At 64.1% G+C, this 16,809-nt stretch carries 13 protein-coding genes and 1 pseudogene; 1 reads left to right on the plus strand and 13 read right to left on the minus strand.

Translation table 11 applies throughout. From position 1 onward, the window contains the following. Positions 1-409: 409 nt before the first annotated feature. Positions 410-2,041 (plus strand): hypothetical protein, encoded by a 1,632-nt coding sequence (locus ACYQ1K_RS15790; RefSeq protein WP_459984067.1) that lies wholly within the window; start codon positions 410-412, stop codon positions 2,039-2,041. A gap of 41 nt (positions 2,042-2,082) precedes the next feature. Here the strand turns inward: ACYQ1K_RS15790 and ACYQ1K_RS15795 are convergent, their stop codons facing one another. The 13 genes and pseudogenes from ACYQ1K_RS15795 to ACYQ1K_RS15855 all read right to left on the minus strand — a co-directional run bounded on the left by ACYQ1K_RS15795 (position 2,083) and on the right by ACYQ1K_RS15855 (position 16,771). Continuing rightward, the gene (locus ACYQ1K_RS15795; RefSeq protein ID WP_459984068.1) at positions 2,083-4,110 is read right to left on the minus strand and encodes an ABC transporter ATP-binding protein; all 2,028 of its coding nucleotides are present in this window, start codon (positions 4,108-4,110) and stop codon (positions 2,083-2,085) included. After that, positions 4,107-4,865 carry an ABC transporter permease gene (locus ACYQ1K_RS15800; protein ID WP_459984069.1) on the minus strand — a complete coding sequence of 253 codons (759 nt, stop codon included), beginning with the start codon at positions 4,863-4,865 and terminating at the stop codon, positions 4,107-4,109. Before ACYQ1K_RS15800 ends, ACYQ1K_RS15795 begins: the two co-directional genes overlap by 4 nt. 140 nt (positions 4,866-5,005) lie before the next feature. Next, positions 5,006-6,004, minus strand: a complete 999-nt coding sequence (locus ACYQ1K_RS15805; protein ID WP_459984070.1) for an ABC transporter permease — start codon at positions 6,002-6,004, stop codon at positions 5,006-5,008. Positions 6,005-6,099: 95 nt separating this feature from the next. Then, entirely contained in the window at positions 6,100-7,737 is a 1,638-nt protein-coding gene (locus ACYQ1K_RS15810; protein ID WP_459984071.1) for an ABC transporter substrate-binding protein, read from the minus strand. 347 nt (positions 7,738-8,084) lie between these two features. Next, positions 8,085-10,397, minus strand: coding sequence for an ATP-binding protein (locus tag ACYQ1K_RS15815; RefSeq protein ID WP_459984072.1), 2,313 nt, complete (start codon positions 10,395-10,397; stop codon positions 8,085-8,087). A 184-nt stretch (positions 10,398-10,581) separates the two neighbouring features. Beyond that, positions 10,582-11,250, minus strand: a pseudogene (locus tag ACYQ1K_RS15820) (NAD(P)(+) transhydrogenase (Re/Si-specific) subunit beta); the annotation flags it as partial. A gap of 92 nt (positions 11,251-11,342) precedes the next feature. Beyond that, positions 11,343-11,492 carry a DUF1059 domain-containing protein gene (locus ACYQ1K_RS15825; protein WP_459984073.1) on the minus strand — a complete coding sequence of 50 codons (150 nt, stop codon included), beginning with the start codon at positions 11,490-11,492 and terminating at the stop codon, positions 11,343-11,345. A gap of 770 nt (positions 11,493-12,262) precedes the next feature. Then, positions 12,263-12,487 carry a hypothetical protein gene (locus tag ACYQ1K_RS15830; protein WP_459984074.1) on the minus strand — a complete coding sequence of 75 codons (225 nt, stop codon included), beginning with the start codon at positions 12,485-12,487 and terminating at the stop codon, positions 12,263-12,265. A gap of 142 nt (positions 12,488-12,629) precedes the next feature. Next, on the minus strand, positions 12,630-13,331 hold the full coding sequence (locus ACYQ1K_RS15835) for an IclR family transcriptional regulator (RefSeq protein ID WP_459984075.1): 702 nt from the start codon (positions 13,329-13,331) through the stop codon (positions 12,630-12,632). Then, positions 13,324-14,079 carry an IclR family transcriptional regulator gene (locus ACYQ1K_RS15840; RefSeq protein WP_459984076.1) on the minus strand — a complete coding sequence of 252 codons (756 nt, stop codon included), beginning with the start codon at positions 14,077-14,079 and terminating at the stop codon, positions 13,324-13,326. The genes ACYQ1K_RS15835 and ACYQ1K_RS15840 overlap by 8 nt, the downstream gene beginning before the upstream one ends. A gap of 224 nt (positions 14,080-14,303) precedes the next feature. After that, positions 14,304-14,555, minus strand: a complete 252-nt coding sequence (locus ACYQ1K_RS15845; protein WP_459984077.1) for a hypothetical protein — start codon at positions 14,553-14,555, stop codon at positions 14,304-14,306. A gap of 99 nt (positions 14,556-14,654) precedes the next feature. Next, positions 14,655-15,929 (minus strand): LLM class flavin-dependent oxidoreductase, encoded by a 1,275-nt coding sequence (locus tag ACYQ1K_RS15850; protein ID WP_459984078.1) that lies wholly within the window; start codon positions 15,927-15,929, stop codon positions 14,655-14,657. After that, the gene (locus ACYQ1K_RS15855; protein WP_459984079.1) at positions 15,926-16,771 is read right to left on the minus strand and encodes an alpha/beta fold hydrolase; all 846 of its coding nucleotides are present in this window, start codon (positions 16,769-16,771) and stop codon (positions 15,926-15,928) included. Before ACYQ1K_RS15855 ends, ACYQ1K_RS15850 begins: the two co-directional genes overlap by 4 nt. Positions 16,772-16,809 lie beyond the last annotated feature (38 nt).

Raw genomic sequence — 16,809 nt, forward strand, 5'->3', positions numbered from 1 at the left:
CGCAGGAGAACCCGTGGACATTCGCCGACGACCGTCCCCAGTCGGCCCAAGGACATGGGTTACCGCGACTGCCGATGCTGTAGCACGCGGCGCCGAGGCAGCCGCCAGACTTGATCCCGATGCCCCCGAACCGAGACAGCCGTCGAGACAGCCGGAACCGTTGCGCGCCCGAACCCGGCCCCGGCCGGGTCCGGGCGGGCATTCTGCTCGGCCGGTAGCAGTGACCAGGGGCCCCGGCAGCTGTGTGCTCGGTGTTGCGAGAAGTCACAGGGCTGGCGGGCGCTCCGCTCGCCGCAACGCCTCCGCTGCGCCCGATGACCCTTTGTTCGGCAGTCTCCCAGTGAGGCTGCGCCTCTGACCACCGAGTCCGGGGCTGGCCGCGCTGCCGGGTGCGGGTCAGGCTGTGGGGATGGCTGCAAGTGCTGCTTCCCCGGTCACGATCAACGACCTTCTCGTGGGCCACGTCGGTCTCGACATCGAGTGTCTGGATCGGATCTACCTGAACGGCTATGTGCCCAACCTGCAGGTCGGTGGCCAGGTGGTCTCGTTCATGACCGAGCCTCTGGGCTACCCCATCCCCTCGCCCGCGATCATGGAGAAGATCGGCACCGCATTCCGGCGGGAGGTCTCTGCCTTCGCCACGGCCAACCACATCCCGGTCGTGCGATTCGGCAAGGGGGAACGCAAGCAGGAGGTGATGCGCCGCTACGTGAGCGCACAGGCACGGACCGGTCGCTCCGGGGTGGCCGCGGTCGGGGTGGCACAAGAGTTCCAGAACGTCTTCGCCGCCACCCAGCGCCAGACCTCCACCAACCTGCCGTGGTTCTCCTTCACCAAGGCCGACCGACGGGTCACGTGTTTCTACTTCTACCTCTGGGATGAGGACTTCGGGCCCGCGTTCATCAAGATCTGCTCCTACTTCCCCTATCCGGTCAAGGTCTGGCTCAACGGGCACGAGTGGGCCAAGCGTCAGGCAACCCACGCCGGGATCGGGTTCACCGAACTGTCGAACGGATTCGCCACTTGCGATGATCACGATCGTTTACAGGCGATCTGTGACCGGCTCGGACCGGGCACCATCGGGGTCTTCTTCGAACGATGGATGAGCATCTTGCCGCGGCCCCTGACCGACGCTGACCGGGCAGCAGGCTACTGGTGGGAGCTGTCGATGCGGCAGATCGAGACCTCTCGCACCATCGTCTTCGATGCCCCACGCCGGGCCCGCGCCTTCTTCGAAGCGTTGATCGTGGACAACCTCACCATCGGCCGTCCCGACACCCTGGAACTGATCTTTGGCCGCCAGATCCGACGCGGCCCGCAGCGCCGGACCCAAGACGTGTTCAACACCAAGGTCGTCAGCCGCGACACCGAGATCACGGTGAACACCTTCTACAAGCACTCCCGGATCAAGCAGTACCTCAAGGACGGCCGGGCCCTGCGGATCGAGACCGTCATCAACTCGCCCACCGACCTGCGCTGCCCGCGTCGGCTGCAGCACCTCGACGAGCTGCAGGCGATGTCCCGCGACATCAACCGTCGTCTGCTCGATACTGAACGTGTCGGGCAGGGGTGTGTCCTTGCGAGCCCAGCCTTTGAGCGGGTCGCACAGCCCACCCTCACCCAGGACGGCAGGAGGTCGCCCGCGCTACGGTTCGGCGATCCTCGGGTCATGGCCCTGCTCGGCGCCCTATGTGTCGGCCTGAACGCCCTCGGATTCACCAACCGGAGCCTCCGCGCCCAGGTGAACCACCTGCTCGGCGTCACCAGCACCGGCTACACCGTCAACCAGGCCAGCTACGACCTGGCCCGACTCCGCCTCAACGGGCTCATCCAACGACGACCCGGCACCAACACCTACGACCTCACCCCAGACGGGCAACGCGTCGCGATCTTCTACACCAAGATCCACGACTGCGTCCTGCGCCCGCTGCCGGCAGCCGACCGACCCCCCGCCCCACCCGACCTCCGCCACGCCTTGGCGACCATCGACCAGCACGTCCGCGGCTACCTCGACACGGCACGCCTGGGAACCGCAGCCTGAAAACTCAAGACCGCCCTCGAAGTTCTAGCGACCAAGGATCGCTAGACCTTCACCTCCGGTGCACAGGCAGATATCTGCAGCGTGCGGAGCTCGCCCTCTGGGATGTGGCATCGGACCATGTGCTCGGCGCCGAAGTCCCGCAACGGCGGCACCGTCGTTTCACAGACATCACCCAGTTTCCTCGGGCATCGCGTGTGGAACACACAGCCGGTGGGCATGTCCGCAGCGCTCGGCAGTTCGCCTTCGAGGCGGATCCTCGCAGCTTTGCCGCCGGCAGCCGAGCCTAGCGAGGACAGCAGCGCCTCGGTGTAGGGGTGATTGGGGCCGAAGAACACACGGTCACTAGGGCCGACCTCCATCAGACGACCCAGGTACAACACAGCCACGCGATCGCTGATGTAGCGGATGACTCGCAGGTCGTGGGAGACGAAAACGTAGGAGAGCTGCTGCTCACGCTGCATGCTCACCAGCAGATTCAGGATCGCACTTTGAACTGAGATATCGAGGGACGACGTGGGCTCGTCGCAGACAACCACCCGGGGCTCGCCCGCGACGGCACGAGCGACCGCCACTCGCTGTTGTTGCCCCCCGGAGAGCCGTGCGGCGCGCCGCTCCAGCGTGTTGGCCGGCAGACGAACCCTGCCAGCCAAAGCAGGGACGACCTCACGAGCATCACGGCGGGACTTTCCAGCCAACTTGACGACTGCTCGCGTCAGGATGTGCCGCACCTTGTGTCGCCGGTTTAGGGCGGTGCTCGGATTCTGGGACACGAGCTGAATGGCGCGCACCGACTCGATGTTCCTACGCGAAAGCCGCGGAAGCTCCCGACCGTCTAACTCGACAGTCCCGGACGTCAACTCGATCAGCCCCAGGATCGCCTTGGCCAGGGTGGTCTTGCCGCTCCCTGACTCACCCACCAGACCCAACGTTTCGCCCTGTCGCACCTCGAGAGAAACATCCGTCAGCGCGGCGATCGTCCTGCCGTTCTGTAGGTACGTCTTCGTCGCTCCCCGGACCCGCAGAATCGGGTCCGTATCTACGCGGGCACCGGACTCCACCCCTGCCGCCACCGCGGGTACCATCGCTATCTCTTCGGCGAAGTGGCAACGAGCCCTGTGACCACGTCCCACCGTGGTGAACTGTGGTTCGTCGACGCGGCACACCTCTTCGACTCGAGGGCAACGTTCAGCAAACAGGCACCCTGCGATCTTTGTCGACGGCTCGGGCGGGTGGCCAGGGATGGTGTGCAGTGAATTGCGCCGCTTGTCGACACCCAGCTGTGGCAGGCAACCCAGCAGACCAGCCGTGTACGGATGGGACGGACGTTCGAGGACGTCGTTGGTCGCGCCTTCCTCGACAATCCGGCCACCGTAGAGTACGCCCACGCGTGCGCAGACCCGGCGGACCACCTCGATGTTGTGGCTGATCAGGAGCACCGCGGTGCCGAACTTCCTCTGAAGTTCTCCGACCAGGTCCAGAACCTCGGCCTCGACCGTGGCATCGAGGCCGGTCGTCGGCTCGTCCAGGATCAGCAACTCTGGATCCTTGGCAAGCGCCATGGCGATCACCACACGCTGCTGCATTCCCCCAGAGAGTTGATGCGCGAAGCGCTTCATCACCGACTCCGGGTCCGTCAGCTTCACCGCCTTCAACATCGCCAGCGCCCGGGAACGCGCTTCTGATCTTGCGACCCCGGCCAACCGGAACGCCTCCTCCAGGAGTTCGCCGATACGGATCGTCGGGTTGAGCGCGGCGCCGGGATTCTGGTAGACGACCGACACCTTCCGCGCACGCAGTCTCCGAAGTTCGCTTGGCGGCAACTGGTTCACATCCCGACCCGAGATGTGGATCGACCCCGATCGCACCATCGCATTGCCCGCGAGGTAGCGAACGACCGAGTAGCCGAGAGTCGACTTCCCGCAACCCGACTCGCCAACGATTCCATAGGTTTCGCCCTTGCCAACCGAGAAAGACACGCCGCGCAGAACGTCATGCACATCTTCACCGTTGCTGTAGGAGATCCGCAGATCGTTGACGCTCAAGGCGCACTCAGCTTCATGAACGCTCACGAATCGAGAACCTTCCTCACACCGTCGGCGATCAGGGAAACGGATACGACGAGAAGCGCGATGCACGAGGCAGGGAATACGACAGGCCACCAGATCCCGGCGGCCAGAAGCGAATAGTTGCTACTGATGTCGAGTGCCCAATCGGGCTGTGGCGGCTGGACCCCGAACCCGATAAAGGTCAGCCCGGAGATCACAAAGATCGCCGTACCCAGTCGAGCCGTGGCCTCGACAGCGATCGTTCCCTGGACGTTCGGCATTATCTCCGAAGCCATGATGCGAGTACCGCCCTCCCGCATCAGTCTCGCCGCCGTCACGTAATCCATCGAACTCTCAACCAGAGCCGCCGCACGAACAGTCCGACTAACCCGAAGGACGAAGGCAAATCCCACGACAGTGGCCACCAGCCACTTGGATTGACCAAGTGACGTCAACACGACAACGGAAACCACGATGGCCGGCAGCGCGAGAAGCGCATCCGTCAGCCGCCCGATGACATCGTCGACCAAAGCCCCGCAGTACGCGGCGACAAGGCCCAGGACTGTGCCCCCGGCAACACCAATGACCATTGCGAGCGGAGCCAGGATCAGTATCTCCCGAGATCCCGAGAGAACCCTGGAAAGGACGTCACGGCCCAATGGGTCTGTGCCGAACAAGTGCGCCGAACTCGGCGCCTGCGAGATGCCTCCCCCGACCGCAAGCGGGTCCTGCGGAGATACCAAGTCGGGAAAGAGTGCGCACAACACCCAGAAGGCCAAGATGCCCGTCCCTACCAAGACCGCCCAGGAGCCGAAGATCCGGCGCCACAGCCTCCGAGAACGTGGTTGAACTCGGTCCCCTGGTTGAGCTCCGTCGCCAGTGGGAGCGATCACCAACATGCTGTCACTCATCGAGGCCCCTAGCCGTTGACACGCCGAATTAGCGGACTCGTCCAGGCCTGAACGATGTCGACGACCAAGGTCGCCGCGATGTAGATGGTCCCGACTGCGAGAACGCACGCGCCAAGCAAGGGGAAATCCTTCGCCTCGGCGGCCGTCACGATTCTCCTCCCGACGCCGTCGTAGTTGAACATCACCTCCACGACGACCGAGCCGCCGATCAGCGCTCCGACATGGACGGCCAACACCGCGAGTGTCGGGGCGAGGGAGTTGCGCAGTACATGCCGAAGTGCGACGTGGATCGACCTCCCGCCCATCAGATAAGCGGTCCGCGTGTAGTCGGACTGCAGCGTCTCGATCACGCTGGCGCGCAAGTGCCTCTGCAGGAAGGCATACTCGTACAACGCGATGACGATCGCCGGCAGGATCAGGTAATGGAGGTAGCCCAGTGGCGGAGTGCCTTCGGGGATCCGCGCGCTCGTCGGGAACCACCCCAACCCGAGCGCGAAGATGACGATGAACCCGATTCCGAAAACGAAGTCCGGCACAGCCAGGAAGACCGAACCAGTGATCGTCAGGACCCGATCCGGGGCTCGACCCGCCCTCAGGCCCGCGATCATTCCGGACATTACTGCCAACACGAACGCGATAAGAAGCGCTAGAGAGACCAGTCGCACCGAGTTCCACAGCGACGTCCACAGAAGGTCGGCGACAGGGATTTTGTACTGGATCGAGGTCCCCAAATCGCCACTAAGCAGGCCAGTGATCCAGTCCTTGTACTGGTCGAGGAGGGGGCGATCCAACCCGAGTTCATGGTTGAGTCTGGCGACCGATTCCGCACTCGCCTCGTGCCCCAGCAGAATCCGCCCCACGTCACCGGGAAGCATGTTCACGAGAAAGAACACCAGAGTGGACAGTACGGCAAGCGTGACCAGTGCGAGCAAGATCCTGCGGATCAGAAACAGGAGGAAGTAGGTCAGGTCCGGATAACGCGATCGAAGTTCTGAGAGTGCAAGCACGTTTCCTCGATGTGGGTTTCGTAGCTGGCCGATGCGATGTGGAACGGATTCTTGATCCGGTCGCGTGGATTCACGCAACCGGATCAAGACCAGGACTAGCGCTTGACCGAGGTGTTCCTGAGGTCGACGACGTTCTCGGGTCGAACGTCGTAGCCATCCACGGCCTTCGACGTCATCGCCAACTTGTCGGGGAAGTAGGGCATGACAGCGGGCGTATCGTCGAGACACGTCAACTGGATCTCACGGCAAACGCGCCGCTGGGATTCGATGTCGACAGCTGCTGTCAATTGCTTGACCAGCGTATCAAGCTTTGGATTGGAATACTTCGACCGGTTTGTCCCCGACACGTATCCATATCGGAGCCATCCGTCGATGTTGGGACGCGGGCTTCCATAGACCATAGCTGCCGCGTAATTGTCGAAGGGGTCAGGCTCCTCATAGAACACAGAGGCTGGCTGGACGTTGATGGTGGTCGTGATGCCGACTTCACGCAACTGCTGCTGCGCGAGCTGGGCTAGTTTTAGCAGTTCGTAATCCGGGGTTGTGCTCCACTCGAACGTCAGGTCTGATTGCCCAGCGTCCGCCAGCAGACTCCTTGCACGGTCAAGGTCTCGCTGGCGCTGCGGCACGGTCGAGTCGTACGCCGGATATCCGGGGGCAATCGGCGAGTCGTTGCCGATGCTTGCGTAGCCTCCGAGGAGAGTGTCGACGAGCGCTTGGCGGTCGATCGCGTAGGCGACAGCCTGACGGACTCGGACGTCATCGAATGGCGGTCGGTCACAGCGGAACGAAAGCCACCTGTTCTCGGTCGACGGTACGCTCTGGACCTTGAGGTCCTTGGCCTTCAGAAGCGCGGTGGCGTTCGAATACACGATGTTGGGAAGAATATCGATCTGCCCGTCGAGCATCGCCGTGCTCGCGCTGGAGTCGTCCGCGAAGAACGTCATCTCGACGCCGGAAGCGGGCACCTTGCCACCCCAGTAGTGATTATTGCGGGTGTAAGACGCTCCCGAGGACGGGTCATACGACTTGAAGACGTACGGACCGGTTCCCTGGGGCGTCGATACGAAGGTCCCGGCCTTGTAGTCCGCGCGGTGGATGATCGGCCAGTAGCTACCAGACGAGAGGATGCTTGGGAATGTCCCGCTCGGCGAATTGAGGCGGCACACGACCATGAGGTCACCCTCGGCCGAAAGCCCCTCGGGGCTGATGAGGTCATGCAACCCAGCGTTGGCTCCGGCAGACGACAGTTTGGGGTCCGCAAATCGCTTGAGCGATCCGATGACGTCCGCAGCCGTCATCGGGCTGCCGTCATGGAACGTCACGTCCGGCCGGAGCTTGATGCGCCACACCGTGGCGTCATCGTTCGGCGACCACTCGACGGCCAATTCGGGTTCGAGTCCACCGTCTTTGCGTGTTCGGAACAGGTACTCGCCCACCACCGACATCGGCACCGCATCAGCGCGGTTTCGCAGTGCATAGGGGTTGACCTCCCCGTTGGGTGGAGTCAGCGCGCCGATCCGCAGCACCCCAGCTGCCGACGTACTGGCGCTCCCTGTTCCACATGCCGATAGTAGGCCGACCGCCGGGACCGACAGTCCGATGATGCTGGCGCCTCTTACGAACATTCGTCGGCTGATGGCCCCTGACATCCACTCGTCGATCAGGTTGTTTTCAATCGGCCCGAGGGTGCGCCGTTGAGCGTCCAACCCCCTACGGGTTGCGCGATCCATGACTTTTCGCCTCTCGATCTTGCGGCTCCGAATGCCGGTCTAATAGTGATTCCGAGCGATATGGGTACCGATAAGCGGTCTCTGTGGTCCGCATGCTATGAATGCACGAGGCGAGGTGTCAACAGAAACGTGCGAACTTCGAGCATCGCGTCACACGCTGCGCCACGTATTCCGTCCGCACTGGGCAACGGCTCACGTCGCTCGCCACGTTCGGATCGCTGGGCTGGCCGCAGCCTCCGCGGCGCCAGGGGACACGCGGCCGGGTGACGCCCCTGCTCGGCCCGGGCGCCCCAGCCAAGCCAAGCCAAGCCACGCCCGAACACAGGCCCGGCATCGAGGAGGGCGCTCTACGGGCCAACGGATCCTTTGTCAGCGGCAATCCACGCGGCGACTTGAGTGCGGGAGGTGAAGCCCAGTTTGATGAGAACGTTCTGGACGTGGGTCTCCGCCGTGCGTTGGGAGATGACGAGCCGGGTAGCGATCTCCTTATTGCTCAGGCCTTCGGCGACCAGATCTGCGACTTCGCGTTCGCGGGATGTCAGAAGAGTCGCAGCTCGTGGTGCTGGCCGCTGCGGATCGGGCTGCTCGAGAGCGAATGCCAGGGCAGCCTCGTACGTAAGTTCGCTGGCATCTGTGAATGCCTGGCGGAACGCGGCGTCACCCAACGCGGTGCGGACGTCCTCAAGGCATTTGTCGTGGAAGCCGGCTCTGTGCTGATAAGTCGAAATGGGTGCGGCGAGCTCGCCGCTGAGCTTGTCCGCCAGGCCCAGCAACGTGGCGGCCTGTCGATCCTTGTGCTGGTCGACACTGATCCAAGCCAGTTCGTCTAGTTCCAAGGCGACGCTGAACCGATCGTCTATCGCCCGGCTAAGATGCATGCTACTCCGCTCGTACTCGCTGGCTCGGTCGAGGTTGCCTTGACGCCAAGTTGCGAACGCCTTGAGCCGCATCGCATGGGACCGCAGGAAGATCTCTCCAACTGCCTCTGTGATTGTCACGACCTCCTGTGCGCAAGCAAGCGCGCGATCGTAGTCCCCTACGAGCGCGGTTGCCCGCCCTAACCTGTAAAGCATCTGCGCCCGCAAACCCAGATCCGGATCCGGCACGTGCGGCAGGATCTCGAGGCCTTGCTCAAGGACGTGGACGGCAGTCGACAGCTCGTTGGTATACATGGCTCCCAGACCGCGAGCGAGCAATGCGTTAGCCAGCGCGCCCGAGTCCCCGACTTGCTCGGCAAGTTGGGTCCCCTGCGCTAATGATGCGCGACCAGCCTGCATGTCGCCCTGGATGAATGCGAGTTCGCTATCCAGGATCAGCGCGCGAGCCCGCAGATCGGCGGGAGGCCCTGTCTTGGCCAAGCCAAGCGCCAGCCAGCGGCGACCCTCGCTGAACAGACCGCGCCTCCGCCAGTACATTGCAGGTAGGTTTACTGTCATGCGCAGAGCCGATCCGGCCTCACCTGGTTCGGCCAGGCCGGACTCGACCGCGGCGCGGAGATCCGAGTGCACGCGGCCCAAACGGCCCGACCAAGAGGCCTGACGGTCGCTCATCCATTCAGCTTGGGCCTGCTCGACAGTTTGTGCGAACCAGTCGCGGTGACGGCGGCGAAACTCAGCGTCTTCGCCGGAAGCCTCGAGTTTCTCGCGCCCGTACTGCTTCAGCGTTTCGAGCATTCTGTACCGCGATACCTGGCCGTCGGTATCACGAATGAGGACGGACCTCTCAACCAGCCCCGCGAGTACCTCGAGCAGCTCTCCCCGCAGTAGTCGATCATCCGTGCAAACGCCCTCGACTGAGTCGAGCTCACAAGCCGTGACAAACACCGACAGCCGCGACCATAGTAGGCGCTCACTTTCGCTGCAGAGCTCATACGACCAATCGATGCAGGCGCGCAGTGTCTGCTGACGCTTCGGAGCCGAGCGAGCGCGGCGAGCCTGCAGAAGGAGCCCGTCTGCAAAGCGGTCGAGGATCTGTTGAGGCGCCAGGACAGGCAACCAGGATGCGGCCAGTTCAATCGCCAGCGGCAGACCGTCTAACCGGCGGCAGATACCGGAGACAGCGGCCTGGTTGTCTTGGTCAAGGCGAAATCCTCGATTCGACGTCTCACCACGAGCCACGAACAGCGCAACCGACTCGTAGCCGAGAAGCTTTGAGCCGCCCTGCCCGGGTGTGGGGACTGGCAGCGGCGGTACGATGAACAGGCCCTCGCCTGCGATACCGAGGGGTTCGCGGCTAGTGGCCAAGATCCGTAGTTCTGGACAGGCCACCAGGAGTTGGTCGGCTAGCTCGGCACACGCGGGGATGAGGTACTCGCAGTCATCTAGCACCAACAGCGCTGAGCGCGCCTGGAGATAGTCCGTCAGAAGTTCCAGGGATCCCCGCGTCGACTGTTGCCGCAGCCCCATCTCGACAGTCACCACGTGCGCGAGCAACTCTGGTTCTACTGCAAGCGGGCTGAGCGCCGGGTCCCGCACGCTAGTCAAGTCGACGAACCACACACCGTGAGCGAAGGCACGTCGCTTCTGACCTGCTACGCGCTGCGCCAGCCTGGTCTTGCCCACCCCACCTGTACCGATCAGGGTCACCAGCCGGAACTCGCCGAGCAGCCGTTTGATCTCGGTCAACTCACGGCGACGGCCGACGAGGCTGGTCTGCTCCAAGGGCAGCCTTCCTCGCGGTTCGGCTAGCTCGTCGGTCGCAACCGCGGTGCCAGCGTGACGCTGAGCTTCCATAGGCTCCCTCCTCAACAGTGTCCGCAGCTGCTCCAGCCCGCGGCCTCGACGGGACGGCACCGGATGACATTTCAGTCTATTGGCACCTGCGGCCAACGCATGGGGCTGTTTCTCATCGGACCGGAACGCGGGTGAGCGCGTTGAGGATATCGGTGACGCGGGCCTTGGCATCGCCCTCCCAGACCCGCGGCACGGGCATGCCGGCAATCGGGCTGGTGGGGTCCTCGGCGGCGGCGGGGTTGACGGTGTCGTTGGCGCCGATGACGAGCACGACGTCGGTCTCGGCGAGGTCGTCGTTGATCTCGTCCATCTCCAGGACGATGTCGTAGGGGACCTTGGCCTCGGCGAGCAGGACGTTCATGTGGCCGGGCAGCCGGCCGGCGACCGGGTGGATGCCGAAGCGGACCTCGATCCCGCGCTCGCGCAGCCGGCGGGTCAGGTCGGCGACGGGGTACTGGGCCTGGGCGACCGCCATGCCGTAGCCGGGCGTGATCACCACCGACGTCGCGCTGGAGAGGAGGTCGGCGACACCCTCGGCGTCGATCTCACGGTGCTCGCCGTAGTCGGTGTCGGAGTCGGTCTTGGCCTCGATGCCGAAGCCGCGGGCGATGACTGAGATGAAGGAGCGGTTCATCGCCTGGCACATGACGTAGCACAGGTAGGCACCCGAGGAGCCGACCAGCGCGCCGGTGACGATGAGCAGGTCGTTGTTCAGCAGGAACCCCGAGGCGGCCGCGGCGCAGCCGGAGTAGCTGTTCAGCATCGAGACCACGACCGGCATACACACCTGCCGATCGTGGCGTAGGAGGACGTCGGCTTGTCGAGGGTCCACGAAGTCCAGCAGGAGCACGCAACGGCGGTGATACCCGACGGTCAGAAGGCGACGAGGAGGATTTCCTCTCGGCTGTATTCCATCCCTGGGTGCGCAGTCTTGAGGTGCTCCTGCACCTGTTCGACCAGGCCGTCCTCGTCCTCAGCCGAGATCTGCACTCCGCACGGGCAATTGAGCCTGGTCTTTGTCATGACACACATTTCAGCACTCAGCCATGTCAGCTGGAAACCCCACCGTGCGCGGAAGGCCCTGCGCCGCATGGTCATGCCTGTACGGTCCAGTGTTTCACGCTTCCGAGGCGGACGATCCACCTGCGATGACTAGGTGTCCGCGCAGCGGTGTGAATGCTCGGTGTGCTGAACTACATCACGTCCCATGAGACGACGCCTGCGAGCTGGAGTTTGGCTACGGCGATGTGGCAGCGGGCTTGGGCTGCGCGGACACTCGGATTGGCATTGATCGCGATCGCGGCGGACCTGTGTGCCGCACGGAGGGCGCAATTCCTGTCCGCGCGTTGGGCTTCGGAGGTTGTACGGCCGCGAAGGGGGAGGTCGCCGGTGATCTGGAAACGGCAGCGGTCCTGAGGGCAGCGATCCGCTCGTAGGAACCATGGCGCAGACGCCTCGACCGCCGCGTTGACCAGCACGCGAGCGCCGCGGGCTCCGCCGAGCGGCAGTGCCGCGGCTTTGTTGATCCGATCGCGAAGGACTGCGGTCTTGGTGTGACCGAGACCCTCTGAAAGGTGCCCGATGCAATCGGGCGCCGACTCCCTCCGGGCGGACCATCAGCGATCACGCATCGAGACCGATCGCCCCGGGTGACATACGTGATCTCTACCGTGTCCGCGGACAAGTAGGTCGCGGTGACAGTCCCACCGCCGAGGCTGATCGCGCATAGCGCCAGACCGAGCTCGCTCCTCGGAACGGTGGTGACGTGGCAGTTCATCGCCCTCGCCTCCCGATCATGCGATCTCGCGACCGATGAGGGTCGCCAGGTGGTCGGCTCGGTTGCGGAGCACGGCGGCAGCCGCGCGATGCTCCTGTACGGAGGAGGGGCAGGCGACCCAGTAGGGCTGCGCCGCCGCCTCAACGGCCGCACACTCGTCCTCCTGGCGCGCCAACTCGAGGAAGACCGCACGCATCTGGATGGCTAGGGTCGTGCCGCCGGTCGTCTCTGCTGCGGTCATCGCCATTCACTTGCCTTCGTGTCCGTCAAGCAGGTCGTCTGCATCCTAGGGTGCGACGTGCGTCCCATCCGCACGTGGGACCGGACGAACAGTCCTTCACGTTCGTCGTTCGGCGCGGAGCCCCGACGGAGGCTTCGCGGTGTCAGGCCAGTGCACGCTCGATGCGCGCCACCGCCCTGTCCATGTCCCGCCGATAGCCGTCCAACTCAGTCGACCGCGAGGTTGGCACCAAGATGGCCAGACTGCCCACGACCTCATCGCCGTCTCGCACCGCCGTAGCCAGTCCGCTGACTCCCTGCTGGAGCTCGTTGGACGTTCTCGCGTAGCCGTCCGCCCGGATTGAGTCGAGCCGTGCGGCCAACTCAGGACTGGGACCCCGCCGAAGGAAGGCTGTGACCTCGGCCGGGGACAGCGCAGCCAGTATCGCCAACCCCGAGGCACTTTGGGTGATCGGGCTGCGGGATCCAACCTCGTGCCTCACATGCAACGAGACTTCCCGCGGTTGGGTAGCCTCCACCAACACCACCAGATCTCCCCCATCAGGGATCTGGAAGACGACGGTTTCGCCGGTCTGCTCCGAAAGCAGATGGGCCTGCGGCTCCACCGCTCGCCGGAGACGGGGCTGAACCAGTTGGGCAAGTTGACGCAAGCGGTACGAACGGGCGTACTCGCGGTCAGCGCGGGCCACGAAGTCCCGCGCCAGCAGCGTCGACAGCAACCGTTGGGAGACCGTCCGATTGACTCCGGTGGTCAGCGCCAACTGCTGAGGTGTGGCCGCATCGAGGCGTGCCAACTGGAAGAGGATCGAGATGGCCTTGTCGGCAGTCTTCGAGATCTCACTCATGGTCATGCCCCTTTCCAGCGCGGACAACCTGGCGGACGTACTCGTCCTGGATGGCTTCGGCCGCCTTGACGAGTTGCGGAACGAGACGCTCGGCCCCTTCGGCGCGCTCGTTGGGGAGGACGGCTGCGACGGAACCCAAAATCTTGCCGTCCTCTAACCGGATCGGTACGGCCACGCCAACCATGGCCGCAGCGATCTCGCCGTGGGTGAGTGCATACCCGGCCTGTCGGATTCGCTCGAGCTTGGGCAAGTCGTCAGCCGGCATCAGCCGAGCCGCTACTGCCGGCCTCATGAACGCGAGCATTGCCAAGCCACTCGCACCCCTAGCCATTGAATGGCGGAAGCCGACGGCGTACTCGATGCGGAGCGGTCCGTGGTTGCCGTTCTGACGGGCCACCACGACGCTCTCGTCACCCTCGGGAACGGACAGCACGACCATCTCCTCGGCCGACTCCGCGAGATCAACGAGCGCGAGCTTCGCGATGTGGGCAAGCTCGTGGGGAATTCCGCGCCCGAGGTTGAGGAGACCGGGACCGAGCACGTACTTCCCGTCGAAGCAGCGGGTCAGCAGGGCCCGGCGGTGCAGCGTGGCGACGACTCGCTGGACGACGGCCCGATTGAGCTCTAGCCCCCGCGCCAACTCCGTGACTGAGAGGCCAACATTGCTCTCATCGCCCAGCTCGCCCTGATGACGCTCAAGTTCGAGCAGCACCCTCAGGGCGTAGTCCGCAGTCTGAGCGGTTTCCATATGTCCTCCACGGCTATACATTACGGGCGGCGAGAGTTCGACTATCGGTCCTATCTACCACAGGCATCGCCTCAAGTGGAGCATCGGGTGGTTCATCTTCTGAGGAATTTGTCCTCGTGTTGGCCCTGGCGCGAGCGCCATGCCACGACGGGCCTGTCCGCCTCGACCGACAGGTCTACACCGCACAAGATCCTGCCAATGGCTCGTTCGCGCTCGTCCGAAGCTCACCTCGCGACGTGCGCCCGGATCCTCCCTTGGTCGTCGGTCCACCCACGGCTCTCGGCAAAGGCGGCCATCGCAGTGAGTCGTTCTTGCCACTGGGCGTCGGAGTCCCTGGCGGCGAGAACCTGCAACACTGAGGGATCGACCCAGACATGAGAACTGCTCACGACGTCGACGCGAAAGTCAGAGAAGTCATCGGGCGCCCGTAGTTCGACGGTCGGAGGAATCCGAGTCACGTCGATATGGATGTACATTCCTTGATCCTCCGTTCGTGGGGTGAGCTCCGTCCGCCCGGAGCTCCGACTACCGGGCTCGCCCAAAGGCCTCGGTCTGAGGCGAGCCCGGTGTGTGACTCAGGCCGGCAGGCCGTCCTGGACCGCGCGACGCTCACCGTTGACGACGATCGTCGGCCGTGTGAACTCTCGAGGCCGGCGAGCGCCATACTCGGCGAGGGTCGAGTAGCCCGGCGCCGACCCCTTGCCCTCCTCGGAGCGGAACTTCGGAATCACTTCCTCAGCGAACATGCTGAGCGACTTCTCCGTCAGCCATCGCGGCTTCGTCCCGAAGTTGCCGACGAGCGTGATCGCGCCAGCGCCCAGCTCGTCAACGGAGGCACGGAGCTTGTCCGCGACGGTCGCGGGCGAACCGAAGATCGCCCAGTGGTTCTCCTCGATCTGGTTCAGCGACATCTCCTCCATCGGCGTTGACCGGTAGCCGCCGCCACTGAGCATGCCCCGCATCGAGTTGACCGTGACATACCCCGGGGGGAAGTTGTCGTAGTTCGGCGAGCGGAAGAAGTTTTGGTAGGACCACAGCTCATGTGTCTCGATCTCCCGACGAGCCTGCTCGTCGGTCTCGGCGACGTGGATGCTGACGTACTGCGACACCTGTCGGCGCTCGAGCTCGTACCCCTCTGCCTCGCAGAGGTCGCGCAGCTTCTGCAGGTTCTTGAGGGCCGAGGCACGCGGCGTCAGGATGCCCTGGTATCCGTACCGGTGTTTGGCCACGAGTTCGAGCGTCTCGACCGAACCGCCACCGGGGATGATGATTTCCGGCATGTGGAGCGGCTTGGGCCAGAGGTTGACGTAGGGGATGTTGTAGAACTCGCCTCGCCACTCGAAGGGTCCGTCCTCGGTGAGAGCCTTCACCAGGAGGTCGTGCGCCTCGCGGTACCGCGCACGGGCGGTGGCCGGACTGACGTCGCCCATCGAGTGGTACTGCATGCCGTGGCCCATGGGCAGGCCGAGGACGAGCCGCCCACGCGACATCGTGTCCAGCACCGCGATCTCCTCGGCCAGGCGCACCGGGCTCGAGTAGCGGTTCATGATCGGGCCGTTGATGACCACGTTGATCTTCGTCGTCCGCGCAGCCAGCCAGGCACCGGCGAGCATTGGGTTGCCGTGAAGGCCGATCGGCCCGTTGTGCTGCTCACTGACCACTGCACCGTCGAATCCGAACCGCTCCAGCTGAGCGAGCGTCTCGAGTTGGTCCTCGAGGATGTGCTGACCGAGAACGGGGTCGTAGTGCTTGTTCGGCAGATCGATGTAGTTGGACGCCCGCTCACTGGCATGCGGCACGTACGGGTAAGCACCATCGAGAATGACGTTGAACTTGAGGTCGTTGCTCATGCGTGTGCCTCCAGGTTGGACGAGATGTGCTGCGCGATGAGACCCGCCAGTTCTTGTGGCTTCTCCAGATGCACGAGGTGGCTTGTCGGGGCGTTCGGGTCGCTCAGACGCACGAACTCCGCCCCGGGGATGAGGGAGGCGAACCGCTCCGCCATCTCGGTGTGCACGACTCGGTCGTCGTCGACACCGATGATCATGGTGGGTGCCTTCACCCGGCTGAGGCGCCTGTCCAGGCGCCTGTCGTACCGCGGGTTCCAGGCGAGGGTCGCCTCGGTGATGGCTTCTTCGTACGCCTGGATCGCCTCGTTCGCGTCTCCTTCCTGGACCAACTGGTCCAGGTAGTCCTCGCCGCGACCGTTCAAGATCGCGTCGAAGGCAACGTCGTCGCTCCAGCGGAATGTGTCGATGGTCGGCTTGTCCGGGAGCAGCAGTCCGGTCGGCGTGAAGAGGGTGAAGGTCTGGAACCGCTCGGGGTAGTACACCGCGATGTTCGAGGCGAGCCAGCCCCCGAGGGAGTGACCGATCAGGTGGAAGTCAGTCAGCCCCAAGGCTCGGAAGAAGGCGTCGTAGTGCAGCACCATGTCCTCCCAGCTCTGGAGGTCTCCGCGCTCGGTGTCGCCGTATCCGGGGTGCTCCGGGGCGATGACGTCGAAGTGCTGCGAGAGCTCCTCGTGGAAGGGAAGCCATGCGCGGGTATTGCCACCGCCGTGCAGGTAGACGACGGTCTCGCCTTCACCTTTGCGCCGGTAGGCGGTCTGTCGTCCGTCGACTTCGACGAACGACGGCTCCGTCCAGTACTTCCACGACCGATTGGCGAATCGGTCGGAATGATCGTCGGTCATTGCGTCACCCTCTGAATTTCGACTCTGGTTTTGATTTT

It is taken from the genome of Nocardioides sp. AN3 (genome assembly GCF_054653495.1).